General features: G+C 62.4%; 14 protein-coding genes. 5 read left to right on the top strand and 9 right to left on the bottom strand.

The genetic code is table 11. The annotated features are described in order from the left end of the window. Nucleotides 1-215: 215 nt before the first annotated feature. Nucleotides 216-2762: a TonB-dependent receptor gene (locus G405_RS0112735; protein WP_022701908.1), complete on the top strand. Its 2547-nt coding sequence runs from the start codon at nucleotides 216-218 to the stop codon at nucleotides 2760-2762. Nucleotides 2763-2928: 166 nt separating this feature from the next. On the opposite strand, the gene aceB is transcribed toward G405_RS0112735, so the two are convergent. From aceB to aceA, 3 genes are all read right to left on the bottom strand, one after another. Then, complete coding sequence (gene aceB, locus G405_RS0112740) at nucleotides 2929-4527, bottom strand: malate synthase A (RefSeq protein ID WP_022701909.1); 1599 nt, start codon at nucleotides 4525-4527, stop codon at nucleotides 2929-2931. Nucleotides 4528-4544: 17 nt separating this feature from the next. Continuing rightward, nucleotides 4545-5030 carry a ribonuclease E activity regulator RraA gene (gene rraA / locus G405_RS0112745; RefSeq protein WP_022701910.1) on the bottom strand — a complete coding sequence of 162 codons (486 nt, stop codon included), beginning with the start codon at nucleotides 5028-5030 and terminating at the stop codon, nucleotides 4545-4547. 154 nt (nucleotides 5031-5184) lie between these two features. Then, nucleotides 5185-6480, bottom strand: a complete 1296-nt coding sequence (gene aceA, locus G405_RS0112750) for an isocitrate lyase (RefSeq protein ID WP_022701911.1) — start codon at nucleotides 6478-6480, stop codon at nucleotides 5185-5187. A 183-nt stretch (nucleotides 6481-6663) separates the two neighbouring features. Here aceA and G405_RS0112755 point away from each other — a divergent pair, with 183 nt between their 5' ends. The 3 genes from G405_RS0112755 (at nucleotide 6664) to G405_RS16665 (ending at nucleotide 9699) form a co-directional block, all read left to right on the top strand. After that, on the top strand, nucleotides 6664-8028 hold the full coding sequence (locus G405_RS0112755) for a helix-turn-helix domain-containing protein (RefSeq protein ID WP_233346055.1): 1365 nt from the start codon (nucleotides 6664-6666) through the stop codon (nucleotides 8026-8028). A 67-nt stretch (nucleotides 8029-8095) separates the two neighbouring features. Beyond that, nucleotides 8096-9178 (top strand): hypothetical protein, encoded by a 1083-nt coding sequence (locus G405_RS0112760; RefSeq protein ID WP_022701913.1) that lies wholly within the window; start codon nucleotides 8096-8098, stop codon nucleotides 9176-9178. Beyond that, nucleotides 9178-9699, top strand: a complete 522-nt coding sequence (locus G405_RS16665; RefSeq protein ID WP_022701914.1) for a helix-hairpin-helix domain-containing protein — start codon at nucleotides 9178-9180, stop codon at nucleotides 9697-9699. Before G405_RS0112760 ends, G405_RS16665 begins: the two co-directional genes overlap by 1 nt. 15 nt (nucleotides 9700-9714) lie before the next feature. Here G405_RS16665 and meaB read toward each other — a convergent pair whose 3' ends face one another. From meaB to G405_RS0112790, 5 genes are all read right to left on the bottom strand, one after another. Continuing rightward, nucleotides 9715-10683, bottom strand: coding sequence for a methylmalonyl Co-A mutase-associated GTPase MeaB (gene meaB / locus G405_RS0112770; RefSeq protein ID WP_022701915.1), 969 nt, complete (start codon nucleotides 10681-10683; stop codon nucleotides 9715-9717). 60 nt (nucleotides 10684-10743) lie between these two features. Continuing rightward, complete coding sequence (locus G405_RS0112775; protein WP_022701916.1) at nucleotides 10744-11259, bottom strand: CC0125/CC1285 family lipoprotein; 516 nt, start codon at nucleotides 11257-11259, stop codon at nucleotides 10744-10746. A gap of 69 nt (nucleotides 11260-11328) precedes the next feature. Next, the gene (locus G405_RS0112780) at nucleotides 11329-11844 is read right to left on the bottom strand and encodes a CC0125/CC1285 family lipoprotein (protein WP_022701917.1); all 516 of its coding nucleotides are present in this window, start codon (nucleotides 11842-11844) and stop codon (nucleotides 11329-11331) included. Between the two features lie 178 nt (nucleotides 11845-12022). Continuing rightward, nucleotides 12023-12460, bottom strand: coding sequence for a hypothetical protein (locus G405_RS0112785; protein WP_022701918.1), 438 nt, complete (start codon nucleotides 12458-12460; stop codon nucleotides 12023-12025). Nucleotides 12461-12760: 300 nt separating this feature from the next. Then, nucleotides 12761-13192, bottom strand: a complete 432-nt coding sequence (locus G405_RS0112790; RefSeq protein WP_022701919.1) for a hypothetical protein — start codon at nucleotides 13190-13192, stop codon at nucleotides 12761-12763. 273 nt (nucleotides 13193-13465) lie between these two features. Here G405_RS0112790 and G405_RS0112795 point away from each other — a divergent pair, with 273 nt between their 5' ends. Continuing rightward, complete coding sequence (locus G405_RS0112795) at nucleotides 13466-13750, top strand: GIY-YIG nuclease family protein (protein WP_022701920.1); 285 nt, start codon at nucleotides 13466-13468, stop codon at nucleotides 13748-13750. 133 nt (nucleotides 13751-13883) lie between these two features. Here G405_RS0112795 and G405_RS0112800 read toward each other — a convergent pair whose 3' ends face one another. Beyond that, nucleotides 13884-14204 carry a heavy metal-binding domain-containing protein gene (locus G405_RS0112800; RefSeq protein WP_009800528.1) on the bottom strand — a complete coding sequence of 107 codons (321 nt, stop codon included), beginning with the start codon at nucleotides 14202-14204 and terminating at the stop codon, nucleotides 13884-13886. Between the last annotated feature and the right edge of the window lies 1 nt (nucleotide 14205).

Below are 14205 nucleotides of genomic sequence, written 5' to 3' on the forward strand. Positions count from 1 at the left end.
CGTCATCGTGACTGTGCCGCAACAGTTGTATATGAAAATTCAAAAAAGTACCTCATATGGCCTCTGCGGGAATGCTTAAGCGCTATTGGGTGCTTTCACGCTCTTGCAAAATCAGTCACCTTTGTATGGACATTAGTCAGCGATGAATGGCGCGGCGGAGCGCCTCACACGTCACCGGCCAGGCCGGACACGCTGAGTAGGGAGGAGACCAATTCATGATGTCTAAGTTCACGCGCACCGCTCTTTATGCGGCCGCATCCACTTTTGTGCTGGGCGCTGCTGCGCAAGCTCAGGTTTTTGACCAGGTCGGGGGCGGTGATCGCCGCACGGTCGACGTCATCACGGTTACGGCGCAACAGCGTGAGGAAAGCGCACAGGATGTTCCGATCTCCATCGGCGCCTATGACACTGATGCGCTCCAGAATGCGGGCGTAAAAGATATCAAGGATCTGATCTCGATCGCACCCGGCCTGATGGTCACCTCGACCCAGTCCGAGACGATCACCACCGCGCGTATTCGCGGGATCGGCACCGTGGGCGACAACTTTGGTCTGGAAAGCTCCGTCGGCGTTTACATCGACGGTGTGTTCCGCTCCCGCAACGGCGTCGGCTTCGGCGACCTTGGCGAAATCGAACGCATCGAAGTGCTGCGCGGTCCGCAAGGCACGCTGTTCGGCAAGAACACCTCTGCTGGCGTTCTGAATGTGGTGACGGCGGCGCCTGAGTTTGAATTCGGCGGCAATCTCGAAGCGTCGGTCGGTGATTACGGGTTCCGCCGTTATAGCGGTGCGCTGACCGGTCCCATCATTGACGACATTCTGGCGGTGCGCGTCTTCGCCGCCAAAGGCGAGCGTGACGGTTTTCAGCAACTGATTCTGGATGACGGCAACGGTCCTGCAGAAGTCACCAATTCTGAAACCCAGGATTATTACACCTTCCGCGCTCAGGCTTTGTGGACGCCGAGCAATTCTGTCGAAGGCCGCTTCATCGTCGATTACTCAAAACGGGATGAGTTGTGCTGCTCGGCTGTGCAGTGGGATTACGCAGCGACGCCGGCTGTCTTTGTCGGCTCCGTTGGCGGCCAGGTGCTTCAGCCTGCCGACCCTGAGGCGCGCGTAGCATTCGCAAACCGCGAATATGCCCAGGAAGTCGAAGACCAGGGCATTTCCGCAGAGTTCGACATCGAGATGCCGATCGGCACTCTGACCTCCGTGACTTCCTGGCGCCGCTGGGAAAACAGCCGCACCCAGGACATTGATTATTCCACGGCGGATATCGCTTATCGCGCGGACGGGAACTACACCGACCTCAATCGTTTCTCCCAGGAAGTGCGCTTGACGGGCATCTGGGGCGATCTGGACTGGCTGGTCGGCGGCTTCCTCTCTCATGAAGAGCTTGAGCTGGGTGACGCGATCCGCTTCGGGGATGACTGGGAAGGCTATCTTGGCCGCCTTCTGACAGCGGGTTCCGTGCCGCCGCTGGGCACCCCTGCAGGTGTGTCCGCAACGCTTCAGGCCATGGCTGGCCTTGCGCCGGTCGCAGCGCTGATCGGGGTTCCGGGCGCGCAGGGCACGCTGCCGATTCCGGCGCCGGGCTCCGCTATCCCCGGGGGAACGGGCGTCGCTGGCGATGTCTATGACCAGACGGCGGAAAGCTGGGCTCTGTTCACCCACAACACCTATCGTCTGACCGACAATCTGAGCCTGACGGCGGGTCTGCGTTACACGCATGAGACCAAGAATGTGTTCGCCACGTTCAATACCGATAGCCCGGCAGCTTGCGGCGCCTTGGAAACGGCGTTTGGCCCGGACCCTGTCGCAGGTGTTGTGGCGGCGGCTACCGCTGCAGGCTTGCCGGCGGCGTCCATCTCCGGACTGGCTACGGCGGCGGGCAATATCTGTCTGCCCTTCGCCCGTACGGCTCTGGACCAGACCGGCTATGACCGTGAGCGCACCGACGAGCAAGTTTCGGGTACGGTCCGCCTGACCTATGATTTCTCTGACGATGTCATGGGGTATGTGGGTTATTCGCGCGGCTTCAAGGCCGGCGGTTTCAACCTGGACCGCTCCTTCAATGGTCCGCTTGATCCCACCCTTGGCTATACCGATGTGGATTCCGGCTTCGCGCCTGAAATCATTGATGCTTATGAAGTTGGCTTCAAATCCCAACTCTTCGGCAATGTGCTGCAGCTGAACGCCAACGCCTTCTATCAAGAGGTTGAGGACTTCCAGCTCAACACCTTCACCGGCATCTCCTTCGTGGTGGATTCCATCGCCAGCATTGAAAGCTACGGCGTCGAGATCGACTTTGCGTACGCCACGCCGATCGATGGCCTCGATATCACCGGCGGCTACGCCTACGTGAACGCCGAATATGGCGATGAAGCCTCGATCGCGGCGAATCTGCGCGGCAATCAGATTTCTCTGTCACCAGAGAACTTCCTGACCGCACAGGTGATCTACGAGCGTCCGCTGTTTGGCGAAGTCTGGGGTCTTGCGAGCCTGGATGCCCGTTATGTCAGCGAGTACAACACCGGCTCTGACCTTGATCCTGAGAAGGTTCAGGACGCCTTCACGATCCTCAATGCTCGTGTGGGTCTCTCCAATCCTGACGGGCTGTGGTCAGTCGAGGCGTGGGGCCGCAATCTGACGGATGAAGCCTATGCTCAGGTGGCGTTCGATCAGTTCGCTCAATCCGGCGGTTTCGGCGCCTTCATGGGCGCTCCGAGAACCTGGGGTTTGACTCTGCGTACGGAGTGGTAGAATCACACACCAACTGATTGGCGACCAATGACCAGTCAGGGAGGACGGCGAGGGCCGGAGCAAAAGCTCCGGCCCTTGTCTTTTGCGGTTTGGCTAAGCAGGGGCCCGGCCTCTGAACGAAAAAGGGCGGCCGAACGGCCGCCCTTGATCGGTTATGCCGCCCCGCTCAGCGAGACTGGATTTTCTGGTAGGCGGGCAGTGTGAGGAATTCCTCGAACGTATCGCTCAGCGCCAGCTCCGCCAGGATGTCTGCGGCTTCGGAGAAACGTCCGCCGGCCCAGGCGTTGTCGCCGACTTCTGACTTGATAGCGTCAGAGGCCTTGGCGATCACGGCCTTGATGCGCGGGGCGTCGATCAGTTGGCCGTCATCGGTCTTCGCTCGATGGGTGCGCCATTGCCAGAGCTGGGCGCGGGAGATCTCGGCGGTGGCGGCGTCTTCCATCAGATTATGGATCGGCGCGGCGCCGCGCCCTTGCAGCCAGCTGGCGATATAGCGGACGGCCACATCAACATTACCGTAGAGGCCCGCTTCGGTGATCGTGCCTTCGCAGGGCTCGGTCAGCGCGCCGCGGTCCTCTTTGACCTCTGGTTTTTTATCGAGCTGGTTCGGGCCGGGCATCACGGCGTCAAACGCCGCCATGGCCACCGGGACCAGCGCGGGGTGGGCCACCCAGGCGCCGTCATGGCCGATGCTGGCTTCGCGGGTCTTGTCCGCTTTCACCTTTTCAACGGCTGCTTCATTCGCGGCGTCATCGCCTTTGACGGGGATGAAGGCGGACATTCCGCCCATGGCGTGGGCGCCCCGGCGATGGCAGACGGCGATTACGCGCTGGGCGTAGGCCGCCATGAAGGGCGCGGCCATTGTCACCTGGGCGCGATCGGGCAGCACTTTACCGCCATCGGATTTCTGCCGTTTGATATAGCTGAAAATATAGTCCCAGCGCCCGGCGTTGAATGCGGTGATGTTCTCGCGCAGCTCGTAGAGGATTTCGTCGAGCTCAAAGGCCGCCGGCAAGGTCTCGATCAGCACCGTGATGCGCACCGTGCCGCGCTCAAGTCCCAGATGTTCTTCGCAATGGCGGATCACCAGCGACCAGAGACGCGCCTCAAAACGCGTTTCCAGCTTGGGGATGTAGAAATAGGGGCCGGATCCGTTTTTCGCCGTGCTGGCATGATTGTGAAAGAGATAGAGGACAAAGTCGAAGAAGCCGCCGGACACCGGCGCTCCGTCAACCGTCACATGGGCTTCATCCAGATGCAGGCCGCGCGCCCGGGCGATGAGAACTGCAGGGTCCTCCTTCAGGGCATAGGACTTGCCGGATTTCTCATCTGTAAAACCGATTGTGCGCGCATTGGCGTCGCGCAGATTGATCTGGCCTTCGACCATGTTCTCCCAGGATGGGGTCGAAGCGTCCTCGAAATCGGCCATGAAGCATTTCGCGCCGGAATTGAGCGCGTTGATGACCATTTTGCGATCGACAGGGCCGGTGATCTCGACCCGGCGATCCTGAAGATCGGCAGGGGCGGCGGGGACCGTCCAGTCGCCCTTGCGGATGGCTTGGGTCTCAGCCGGAAAATCGAGAACTTCCTCGCCTGAATCCAGACGCGCCTGGCGCTTCAGCCGCTCTTGCAAGAGCGCGAGGCGCTCATCGTCAAACCGGCGATGGACGTCGGCGAGCAGAGTCAGCGCGTCCGGGGTGAGAATCTCTTCAAAACCGGGCTTCATCGGGCCCTGAATGATCAGGCCTTCGGGTGCGACGCTCATGAGGCGCTCCTTTGGTTTCAGATTTGCAGATGTAGCGGCTCGGCGGAGACGATGACGCCGTCACGGTCAGCATAAACCCAGTCGCCGCGGCGCACGACAGCGCCCGCCAGAGTGACCGGGACGCCGCGAACGCCAAGATCGCGCTTTTCGGTTTTCATCGGAATCAGCGCCAGGGCGAGCACGCCCAGGGATTCCGCTTCCAGCTCAGCCGCGTCGCGCACGGCGCCGTTGACGATCACGCCCGCCCATCCGTTTGCTGCGGCTTTGCCGGCGAGATCGCCGCCCAGCAATGATCGTTTCAATGATCCGCCCCCGTCAACGACAAGCACGCGGCCCGAGCCGGGTTCAGACACAGCCTCGCGGACGCGAGAATTGTCTTCATGGGTGCGGATGGTCTCCACCTGGCCATAAAAAGCCTGTTCGCCGCCATACGATTTGAGGGCGGGTTCGAGCACTTGAACAGCCTCTGGGAACGCGTCGCACAAATCACAAACCGGGGTCATGACGGTCTCCTGGTCAGTTGGAGAAGCAGAGCTGGCATAAACTCGGGTCCAGAAATGCTTGAGAGCGCCGGGCGGGCATCCAGCGGCCCGCCACAGCGCCCTCAGTCAGGGCTTGCGTGTCCACCAACGCAAGCTCTGAGGTCGATTGAGCGGATTACTCCGCTGCGTCGGTCTTGAACTGGTCGGTTTCGGTCGACGCGCCCATAGCGGTGGTCGACGCCTTGCCGCCTGACAGGGTCATGTTCACGAGGTCGAAATACCCGGTGCCCACTTCGCGCTGGTGACGGGTGGCGGTGTAGCCATCCTTCTCGGCGCCAAACTCGGCCTGTTGCAGTTCGGAATAAGCGCCCATGCCGCGATCCCGGTAGCCCGAGGCCAGCTGGAACATGCCGTAGTTAAGCTGGTGGAAGCCCGCCAGCGTCACGAACTGGAACTTGTAGCCCATCGCGCCCAGCTCACGCTGGTAGGTCTCGATGGTGGCCTTGTCCAGATTGGCTTCCCAGTTGAAAGAGGGCGAGCAGTTATACGCCATCATCTTGCCGGGATATTTCTTTTGCACCGCCTCGGCGAAGCGCTTGGCTTCATCCAGGTTCGGCTTGGAGGTCTCCCACCACAGAAGATCGGCGACTTTGGCGTAGGCCAGGCCACGCTTGATGCAGTGGTCCACGCCCATGCCCGGCTTCAGGCGGTAGAAGCCCTCTGCGGTGCGGCCAGCGTCATAATCGATGAATTCATGGTCGCGCTCGTCCACATCAGAGTTGATGAGGGTGGCGGATTCCGCATCGGTGCGGGCCACGGTCAAGGTCGGCGTGCCCATCACGTCGGCGGCCAGGCGTGCGGCGTTGAGGTTGCGTTCATGCTGGCTGGTCGGGATCAGCACTTTGCCGCCCAGGTGTCCGCATTTCTTTTCCGCGGCGACCTGGTCTTCGAAGTGAACGCCCGCAGCGCCCGCTTCGATGAAGGCCTTCATGATCTCATAGCAGTTCAGCGTGCCGCCAAAACCGGCTTCAGCGTCAGCCACGATCGGCGCGAACCAGTCACGGCTGGCTTCGCCATTTTCAGCGACTTCGATCTGGTCGGCGCGCTGAAGGGTGCGGTTGATTTTCTTCGCCAGCTCCGGGGCGGAGTTCGCCGGATACAGAGACTGGTCGGGATACATGGCGCCGGCGACATTGGCGTCGGCGGCGACCTGCCAACCTGACAGATAGATCGCTTTCAGGCCCGCACGAACCATCTGCATGGCCTGGTTGCCCGACAGGGCGCCCAGCGCATTGATGTAAGGCTCATTGTTGATCAGCTCCCACAGCTTGGCTGCGCCGCGCTCGGCGAGGGTGTGCTGGATCTGCACGGAGCCGCGCAGCTTGAGAACGTCATCAGCGGTGTAATTGCGCTCGATGCCGTCAAAGCGGCCTTTGGCGGCGGCGGGAACCAGATCGTAGAAAGTGGTCATCGGGGTTGCCCCTTTTTGGCAAGGTTTGTTGTCAACGACCTTACAACGCAGCTGCAGCGTGGCCATGACCTCATTGCATAAAAAGAGGATACGAAGTATACGATAAACACTTGTCACTGTGTATGGATGTAATAAAGTTTACAAATGAGCGCCTCTCAGGAAAAGCTTTTCGCCGGTGCCCGCTTGCGTCGCCTCCGCAAGGAGCTGGGCCAGACCCAGGCCCAATTCGCCGAGAGCCTCAATGTCTCCGCCAGCTATCTCAATTTGCTGGAGCGCAATCAGCGGCCCGTCACGGCGCGTGTCCTGTTGTCGCTCGCAGACGTGTTTGATGTGGATGTGCGCGCCTTCGCTGCTGAAAGCGATCGTCAGCTTCTGGCGGATCTCAAGGAAGCTGCTGCAGATCCGGTACTGAAAAGCGCGGACCTGGACGCGCGCGACGTGCAAGAGCTGGCGGACGCCCACCCCCGCGCCGCTGAAGCGCTGGCGAAGCTTCACCAGGCCTATCGGGAAAGCAACGCCGCCGCGGCCGACCTGGCCCTGCGCGCGACCGGGGAGGAGGGGGCGTCCATTCTGAGCCCGCTCGAAGAAGTGCGCGATGCGCTGGACGCCGCTTCAAACTATTTCCCCGCTATAGAAGACGCCTGCGATCGGTTCCGCGCCAGCCTGGACGAAAGCTCAGATCTTGGTGCGGCGCTGACTGCGCGCTTGAAGTCATCTCACGGCGCCGCTGTGCGCCTATATGACGACGCTGTTATGGGCGGCGCCCTGCGCCGGTTTGACTTTCATGCGCGCAAGCTCCTGCTGTCCGATTTGCTGGAGCCGGCGGGGCGGGTGTTTCACCTGGCGGTGACCTTGGTCAATCTGGAACTGGGCGATGTGCTCGATCAGGAAGCGCATCGGGCGGCCGGGCTCAGTGATGATGCGCGCGCCATGTTGCGTTCGACTCTGGCGAGCTACGCCGCAGCGGCGCTGATGATGCCTTACCAGCCCTTTTTCGAGGCGGCCGAACGCAGTCGGTACGACATCGACGCATTGCGCCGACGGTTCGAAGTGAGCTTTGAGCAAGTCTGCCATCGCCTGACCACGCTGCATCGCCCGGGAGCGCGGGGCGTGTCGTTTTTCATGATCCGGACCGATCAGGCCGGCAATGTGACCAAGCGCTTCGGCGGCGGTGTCCTGGCGTTTGCACGATCAGGGGGCGGGTGTGCGCGCTGGCGCCTGTTTGATGTGTTCCGGACGCCGGAACAACTGCATGTGCAGGGGCTCGAGCTGACAGATGGCAGCCGGTTCATTTCCATCTCTCGCGCGGTTGCTCGGCCCCTCCCGGATGGTGGAGCGGCGCTGAATGCGGTCGCTGTGGGGTGTGAGGTCAATGATGCGGATCGGATCGTCTACGAGCCTGGCCAGCACTACACGCCCATTGGCTTGTCTTGCCGTCTGTGTGACCGGAACGATTGCGCCGTCCGTGCGTTTCCCCCTATGCAACGCGCCTTACGTGTCGATCCCCATCTGCGCGGCGCCGCGCCGTTCAGCTTTGGGGAGGATTAAGCTTTTCCATCCTTGGGAGTAGGTCGTATGATCGCACTCCTCCAGCCGCCGATTCCGGATCGCCGCCATGCTGTCTCCACGTCGAAAAGCCGCTCTCATTGCCGGCGCAGTGTTCCTGGTGCTCGGGGGCGTCGCCATTCACGCCAGTCCCATGTCTGCTCAGGTGCTTGAAGAGCGCCTTCAGGGCGCTGCGGATGATGCGCTGTACGCCATGCGCGCGGATGAATGGGCGCGGGTCGAGATGAATGGGCAAACCGCCACCCTGAGTGGCCTGGCGCCGTCCCGCCAGGCGCGCGATTCGGCGTTACAGGCCGTCGCCACCGCCAGCTGGGCCGGGGGCGTCGTCGCTGGCGGCGTGACGGAGGTTTTTGATCAGACCCGTTTGCCCGGTGAAGCGGAAAGCTTCGCTTTGCGGCTCGACCTGACGGGTGGTCGCATGCGTCTGGACGGCCTGATCCCCGATGCCGAAACCGGAGAGCGTCTGGCCGATCTGGCGCGTGAGCAAAGTTCTGGACGGGTGGATGTCCTGTTCAGGCTTGCCCCCGGCGGGGCGCCGGCAGGCTGGGAACGCATGGTGTCAGACATGATTCAGGCGCTGGGGCAGCTGGACGCCGGGGCCGGGCTGGTCACGCGCGATCGTGCGGCCTTGACCGGGTTGGCGCCGAGCCCAGCCGCAGCACGTGAGGTGCGGAGCCTGTTTGCGGAAGCGCCCGTCGGCTTTCAAGCCGCGGCGCTCGTACGCGCCGATGGTGAAAGCTACCAGGCTGAACTGACCGATGCAGGTTTATGCGAATTGCTGATCCGGGGCGCGCTGGGGCGCCGTCCCATCGCTTTCGCGCCGGGCCGTAACACATTGACGAATGAGAGCCGCGCCGCCTTGCGTCGCGCTGGCGAAGTCTACGCCGCCTGTGTGGGCGCAGGCGATCTGATTATCGCTGTGCGCGCCGACGAATCTGGCGATGAAGGAGCGGGTCTGGCTCTGATGCGCGGCGAGGCGGCTGCGGACGCCATGGCGGAAGCCGGGGTCGAGCGGGCGCATTTCCTGGCCGAAGCGGCGCCGTTGGGCGCTCAGGACGCCATGCAGTTTCGACTGACCCCGCGTGCCGCCCCTGACCCCATGCCCGCCGAACTGGAAGAGGAACAAGGCTGATGATGTGGCTGATCTGGAATATGTGGATCCTGTTGCTGCTGGCCTTTATTGGCGGTGTCGTGACAGGCTGGATTTTGCACGGCAAGTCCGACGAGACGCCCAAGTCCGGCCCGCGCGGCCTGCTTGAGCCGGCCCAGGGGCCGCACAGTCACGCGACGAGCGCGACTCTGGACGCCGAACCGGTCAAGGCCGAGCCTGCGGCGCCCAAAAAACGCGCCGCTGATTTGCTGCAGGAGGCGGCGCCGGATCTGGTCTCCCCCACCGAAAAAGGCGCGTCTGCTGACACGTCGGGCGCCCCCGAACCCGAAACCGAGACCGCGCCGGTCAGCGATGATCTCACCCAGATCAAAGGACTTGGCCCGAAAGCGGCGGCGAAGTTGTCTGAGAACGGCGTGACCTCGCTGGCCCAGATCGCGAACTGGACGGCCGACGATGTGGCGCGCATGGATGACATGATCAACGGTCGCGGCCGCATTGAGCGTGATGACTGGGTGGGGCAGGCGAAAGCGCTGTCCGCCTAGGCGCCTTGAGACATCTCAGTGCTTGTTGGCCCGCCACAGCCGCTCTGCGGCTTCGCTGGCGGGCAAGCGTCCTTCCGCGACCGCCCGTTCCAGTTCTGGCGCTAGCTTCTTGATGTCAGGATCCGCGTGAAAGCTCTGCAGGACGCGTTCTTCGACCATCGACCAGAGCCAGCGCACTTGCTGACCTGACCGTTTGGCGTCCAAGGCGCCTGCGTTCTCGAGCGCCTGGCGGTGCTTCTTGACCGTTTCCCACAGCGCTTCAACGCCGTCGCCGGTCAACCCAGAGCCTCGTAAGACCGCAGGGCTCCAGTGCGGGCTGACCGGCGCGAACAGATGCAGCGCCGCTTCTAGGTCGCGCTGGGCGCGGCGGGCGCGGGTGTCGTTTTCCCCATCAGCCTTGTTTACGAACAGGATTTCAGCCAGTTCCAGAAGGCCCTTCTTGATGCCCTGCAGCTCGTCGCCGGCGCCGGGCAGCATCAACGCTACGAACACGTCCACCATGTCTGCAACCACGGTTTCAGACTGGCCCACGCCCACGGTCTCGACGATCACCACATCATAGCCCGCCGCCTCGCACAGCAGCATGGATTCGCGGGTTTTGCGGGCGACTCCGCCCAGGGAGCCGGCGCTGGGCGAGGGCCGAATAAAGGCGTTTCGACCCACCGCCAGCGCGCCCATGCGGGTCTTGTCACCCAAAATGGAGCCTTTTGTGCGTGATGAAGACGGGTCCACCGCCAGCACCGCGACCTTGCGGCCCTGCGCAGTCAGATGCCTACCCAGTTGCTCTATCAAGGTGGACTTGCCCACGCCCGGCACACCTGTCAGCCCGACGCGCCAGGCTTTGCCAGTGCGGTCCATGACGTGGGTGAGCAAATCCCGCGCACGAGCCTGGTGCTCGGGGCGCGTGGACTCCACCAGAGTAATGCCGCGGGCGAGGGCGGCGCGATCTCCGTCGATCAGCTTTTCTGCGAGCGCGTCTGTCATGGGTCTGTTCAAACGCGAGCCGGGACGGGGAGCAAGCGCAATTGTGTCATTCGTCCGCGATTACGGATAAGAGCCGATGATCACCACCGGATCATAAGCGCCGCCCGGACGTGCGCCCCGTCCGCCTTGTACGTCGAGGATTGCGGTGATTTGGCCTTGTGGGCCTTCGCGGAAAATCCAGTTTCGCACCAGTCCCATCGGCCCGGCGCGCTCCACCTCGTCCACATAGGCGGGCGTGATGTCGCCCGAGCGGTTGACTGGTCGATAGCCGTCTGCATGACGCGGCGTCGCATCATAACGGATGCGGAACCAGTCATAGCCAGCGTTGTGAACCGTCTCGGCGGCGTGGCGAAGGGCGAACTGCTCAACCTGCGCGTCGTCTGTGCGTGCCGGGGCGGTGTACCAGACCCGCCAGGTGTCAGGCCCGGTCCGCAGCGCGTCATAGCCCAGCCCGTCCACGCTGGCGCTGGCGGGGCCATAGGCGCTGAGCGGCGGACTGACAAAAGCGTCTGAGGTGACGGCGCACCCGGTCAGAGCGACCAGGGCGAGCGGTCCGGTGAGCCATAGCGCGCGCATGCCCGCCTCTTTGCTGTGCTAACTGATCTTGCAAAGTCGACCGGTTCGCGGGATTTCGCAAGTCAGGCCCTAAAGGGAGCCTGGGGCGTAGGCGCCGGCGGGATTGGCCATGCGCGCCGCGTCATAGGCGCCGTCCGGGCGGGGCTCGCCGCGTCCGGCGATGATCTCGAGACTCAATTCAGTCTCGGTCTGGCCGGCGCCGGGATTGATGGCGATGCCGATGCCGACGCTGGAACCGCGAAACCCGCCTGTTCCGAATGTCTGCCCGATAGAGCCGCCCACGCGAACCGGGCGTTCGTTTTCATCGCCTTCGGTCTCGACCTGACGCTGCACGACGGTGAACCAGTCATAGCCGTTTGAAATCGCAAGCTCGCCTGCGCGCCGCAGGGCCAACCGTTCGAGATCATCCTCGTCCTGACCGCGGGCGCCAGTATAACGGATGCGCCAGCGATCATTTTCAATCCGGTAGTCCGAATAGCCTGCGCCATTGGAATAGGCGCTGGCCGGGCCGTAAACGGGGCCAGGGCTTGAGGCGCAGGCGACAAGGCTGAGCGCGGTCAGGCTGACAAGGAGGGTGCGGGGCATGGCAAATCTCCAGAAACGGACCAGACGATAGACTAGACGGATTGTCGTGGCGAAACAGGGGCAAACCCGGTCCTGTGGCGAAAAAGCGGCCTGCATAGCGCTTGCTCGGCTGTTGCGCACAAAAAAGCGGCGCCCGAGGCGGGCGCCGCTTCTTGTCAGTCAATAAGGACGAAAGGCCTTAGTATTCGGTGACGTAGAGCACTGCAGAGGCGGTGCCGCCATTATAGGTGCCGACCCAGATGTCGTACTGGCCGCTCTGGTTGAACACCATGGCCGGGTCCAGGCCGTTGGCGTCGTCATTGCAGTACCAGCTGCCGTCCGGACCGTTGACCACAAGCGTGGTGTCCGAACCCGAGCGCGCGCCGATGGTCATGCGACCGCCCGACCACTGCAGACGCACGTCCGGCGCGTTGGAGATGTTGCCGGCGCAGCTGCCGCCCAGGCGAGAGGCGTTGATGGAGCCGCCTGCGACAATGTTCACTTCAGACGGATCCGGCAGGAAGCCTGCATTCAGCGAATACGTGCCGAAATTCGGGTTCAGGCTGTAATCTTGCGCGATGGCGGCGGTGCTGGCGACAGCGGCGATAGCGATGGCGGTCAGGAAGGTCTTTTTCATGGCGTCCCCCAAAAGAGAAAAATAGAACTGACGATCATCGCCAGCGTAATGCTCGCTTCGCCTTATGTGCAAGTCGAACACGAGTACGGGGGCACCATGCCCCGCCAAAGATGAACGCAAGGTGATCGTGCCGCAAAACAGCACGAAATTGTTCTTATTGAGTTTTGGGGGCGTGAAGGGCAGAGCGATTGTGTCCGGGCTGAACGGGAACTTTTTTGGAGGCGTTCGCGCTGGATTAAACAGAAAAAGGCGGCGCTCGGGTGAGCGCCGCCTTACGGCAGTCTGTTTTGAGCGAAGCGCCTAGTATTCGGTGACGTACAGGGTCGCCGGGGCGTTGGTTCCTTCATAGACGCCGACCCAGATGTCGTACTGGCCGGCCTCGCCGAAGCGGATGGCCGGATTGAGGCCATTCACGTCATCCGAGCAGTACCATTCGCCGTCCGGACCATTCACCACCAGCGTGGTGTCGGCGTTCGAGTTGGCGCCGATAGTCATCTCGCCGCCGCCCCACATCAGGCGCGCGTCCGGCGCGTTGGCGATGGCGCCGGCGCATCCCACATTGCCCGCATCAACCATGCCGCCGGCGGTGATTTGCAGCTCGGCGGGATCAGGCAGGAAGCCGGCGTCCAGCGAATGCGTGCCATAGGTCGGGTTCAGGGTGTAATCCTGAGCGATGGCGGCGGTGCTGGCGATTGCGGCGATCGCGACGGCGGTCAGAAAGGTCTTGTTCATGGCGTCCCCCAAGAAAGGTCTGTTCGTCTGGCGCGTGTCGCCAGCCCGGCTCGTCCGCCCTGTGTTGTAGAGTGGCGGCGAATGCAGGCGGACCTTGCCTCGCCAAACATGAACGCAAGGTGATCGGGCGCTGCAAGGCGCTAAAATTTTGCATTCATCATAAGGTGTTGCGAGATTGGGGCGCTCGCCCCTATCACGGTCATTCGACGGCTTGTCCGGCGAACCCATGCCCGAACTATTGCCCCGCAATCCAGCGCTCGCCATGCTGGCGCAATGTATTTCGTCTATCTAATGGCCAGCCAGAAAAATGGGACGCTCTATTGCGGCGTCACCAATGATCTGTTGCGCCGGGTGCATGAGCATCGCGAAGGATTAGCGCCAGGCTTCACCGAGAGCCATGGCGTCAAACGACTGGTCTGGTTTGAGTCCTATGACAGTGTGGAGCACGCCATCCGGCGCGAGAAACGCATCAAGCGATATCCGCGCCAATGGAAGATCAATCTGATCGAAGCGGAGAATCCGGACTGGGCTGACCTCTGGAACCGACTATCGCTCTGAACCCGACCGGCATGGGTCCCCCGCATAAAGCGGGGGATGACATGAGTTTAGTCTTTGAGTTTGTCATTCGACGGCGTGTCCGGCGAACCCATGCCGGTCGGTTGAAGCCTTCACAGCGCTGCAGAACACAGGATCAGCCCAGCACCACCGCTGTCCCGGAGGCGGAGACCATCAGCATGGAGCCTTGCTCGCCGATCACTTCATAGTCGAGATCGACGCCCACCACGGCGTTCGCGCCGAGTTTGCGCGCTTCGTCTTCAAGCTCTGACAGTGCGATCTGGCGGGCCTCACGCAAGGATTTCTCGTAAGAGCCCGACCGGCCGCCGACAATGTCGCGTATGCCCGCAAACAGATCGCGGAACAGGTGCGCGCCCAGAATGGCCTCGCCGGTGACGACGCCCTTGTAGTCGTGGATATGACGGCCTTCGACAGACGGTGTGGTGGTGACGATCATG

Origin of the sequence: Oceanicaulis alexandrii DSM 11625, from assembly GCF_000420265.1 — a bacterium.
Taxonomy (GTDB): domain Bacteria; phylum Pseudomonadota; class Alphaproteobacteria; order Caulobacterales; family Maricaulaceae; genus Oceanicaulis; species Oceanicaulis alexandrii.

What these genes read in the sequence shown, in the direction of transcription:
- G405_RS0112735 (WP_022701908.1), top strand. Translation starts at nt 216, where the DNA reads ATGATGTCTAAGTTCACGCGCACCGCTCTTTATGCGGCCGCATCCACT.
- aceB (WP_022701909.1), bottom strand. Translation starts at nt 4,527, where the DNA reads ATGAGCGTCGCACCCGAAGGCCTGATCATTCAGGGCCCGATGAAGCCC.
- rraA (WP_022701910.1), bottom strand. Translation starts at nt 5,030, where the DNA reads ATGACCCCGGTTTGTGATTTGTGCGACGCGTTCCCAGAGGCTGTTCAA.
- aceA (WP_022701911.1), bottom strand. Translation starts at nt 6,480, where the DNA reads ATGACCACTTTCTACGATCTGGTTCCCGCCGCCGCCAAAGGCCGCTTT.
- G405_RS0112760 (WP_022701913.1), top strand. Translation starts at nt 8,096, where the DNA reads ATGCTGTCTCCACGTCGAAAAGCCGCTCTCATTGCCGGCGCAGTGTTC.
- G405_RS16665 (WP_022701914.1), top strand. Translation starts at nt 9,178, where the DNA reads ATGATGTGGCTGATCTGGAATATGTGGATCCTGTTGCTGCTGGCCTTT.
- meaB (WP_022701915.1), bottom strand. Translation starts at nt 10,683, where the DNA reads ATGACAGACGCGCTCGCAGAAAAGCTGATCGACGGAGATCGCGCCGCC.
- G405_RS0112775 (WP_022701916.1), bottom strand. Translation starts at nt 11,259, where the DNA reads ATGCGCGCGCTATGGCTCACCGGACCGCTCGCCCTGGTCGCTCTGACC.
- G405_RS0112780 (WP_022701917.1), bottom strand. Translation starts at nt 11,844, where the DNA reads ATGCCCCGCACCCTCCTTGTCAGCCTGACCGCGCTCAGCCTTGTCGCC.
- G405_RS0112785 (WP_022701918.1), bottom strand. Translation starts at nt 12,460, where the DNA reads ATGAAAAAGACCTTCCTGACCGCCATCGCTATCGCCGCTGTCGCCAGC.
- G405_RS0112790 (WP_022701919.1), bottom strand. Translation starts at nt 13,192, where the DNA reads ATGAACAAGACCTTTCTGACCGCCGTCGCGATCGCCGCAATCGCCAGC.
- G405_RS0112795 (WP_022701920.1), top strand. Translation starts at nt 13,466, where the DNA reads ATGTATTTCGTCTATCTAATGGCCAGCCAGAAAAATGGGACGCTCTAT.
- G405_RS0112800 (WP_009800528.1), bottom strand. Translation starts at nt 14,204, where the DNA reads ATGATCGTCACCACCACACCGTCTGTCGAAGGCCGTCATATCCACGAC.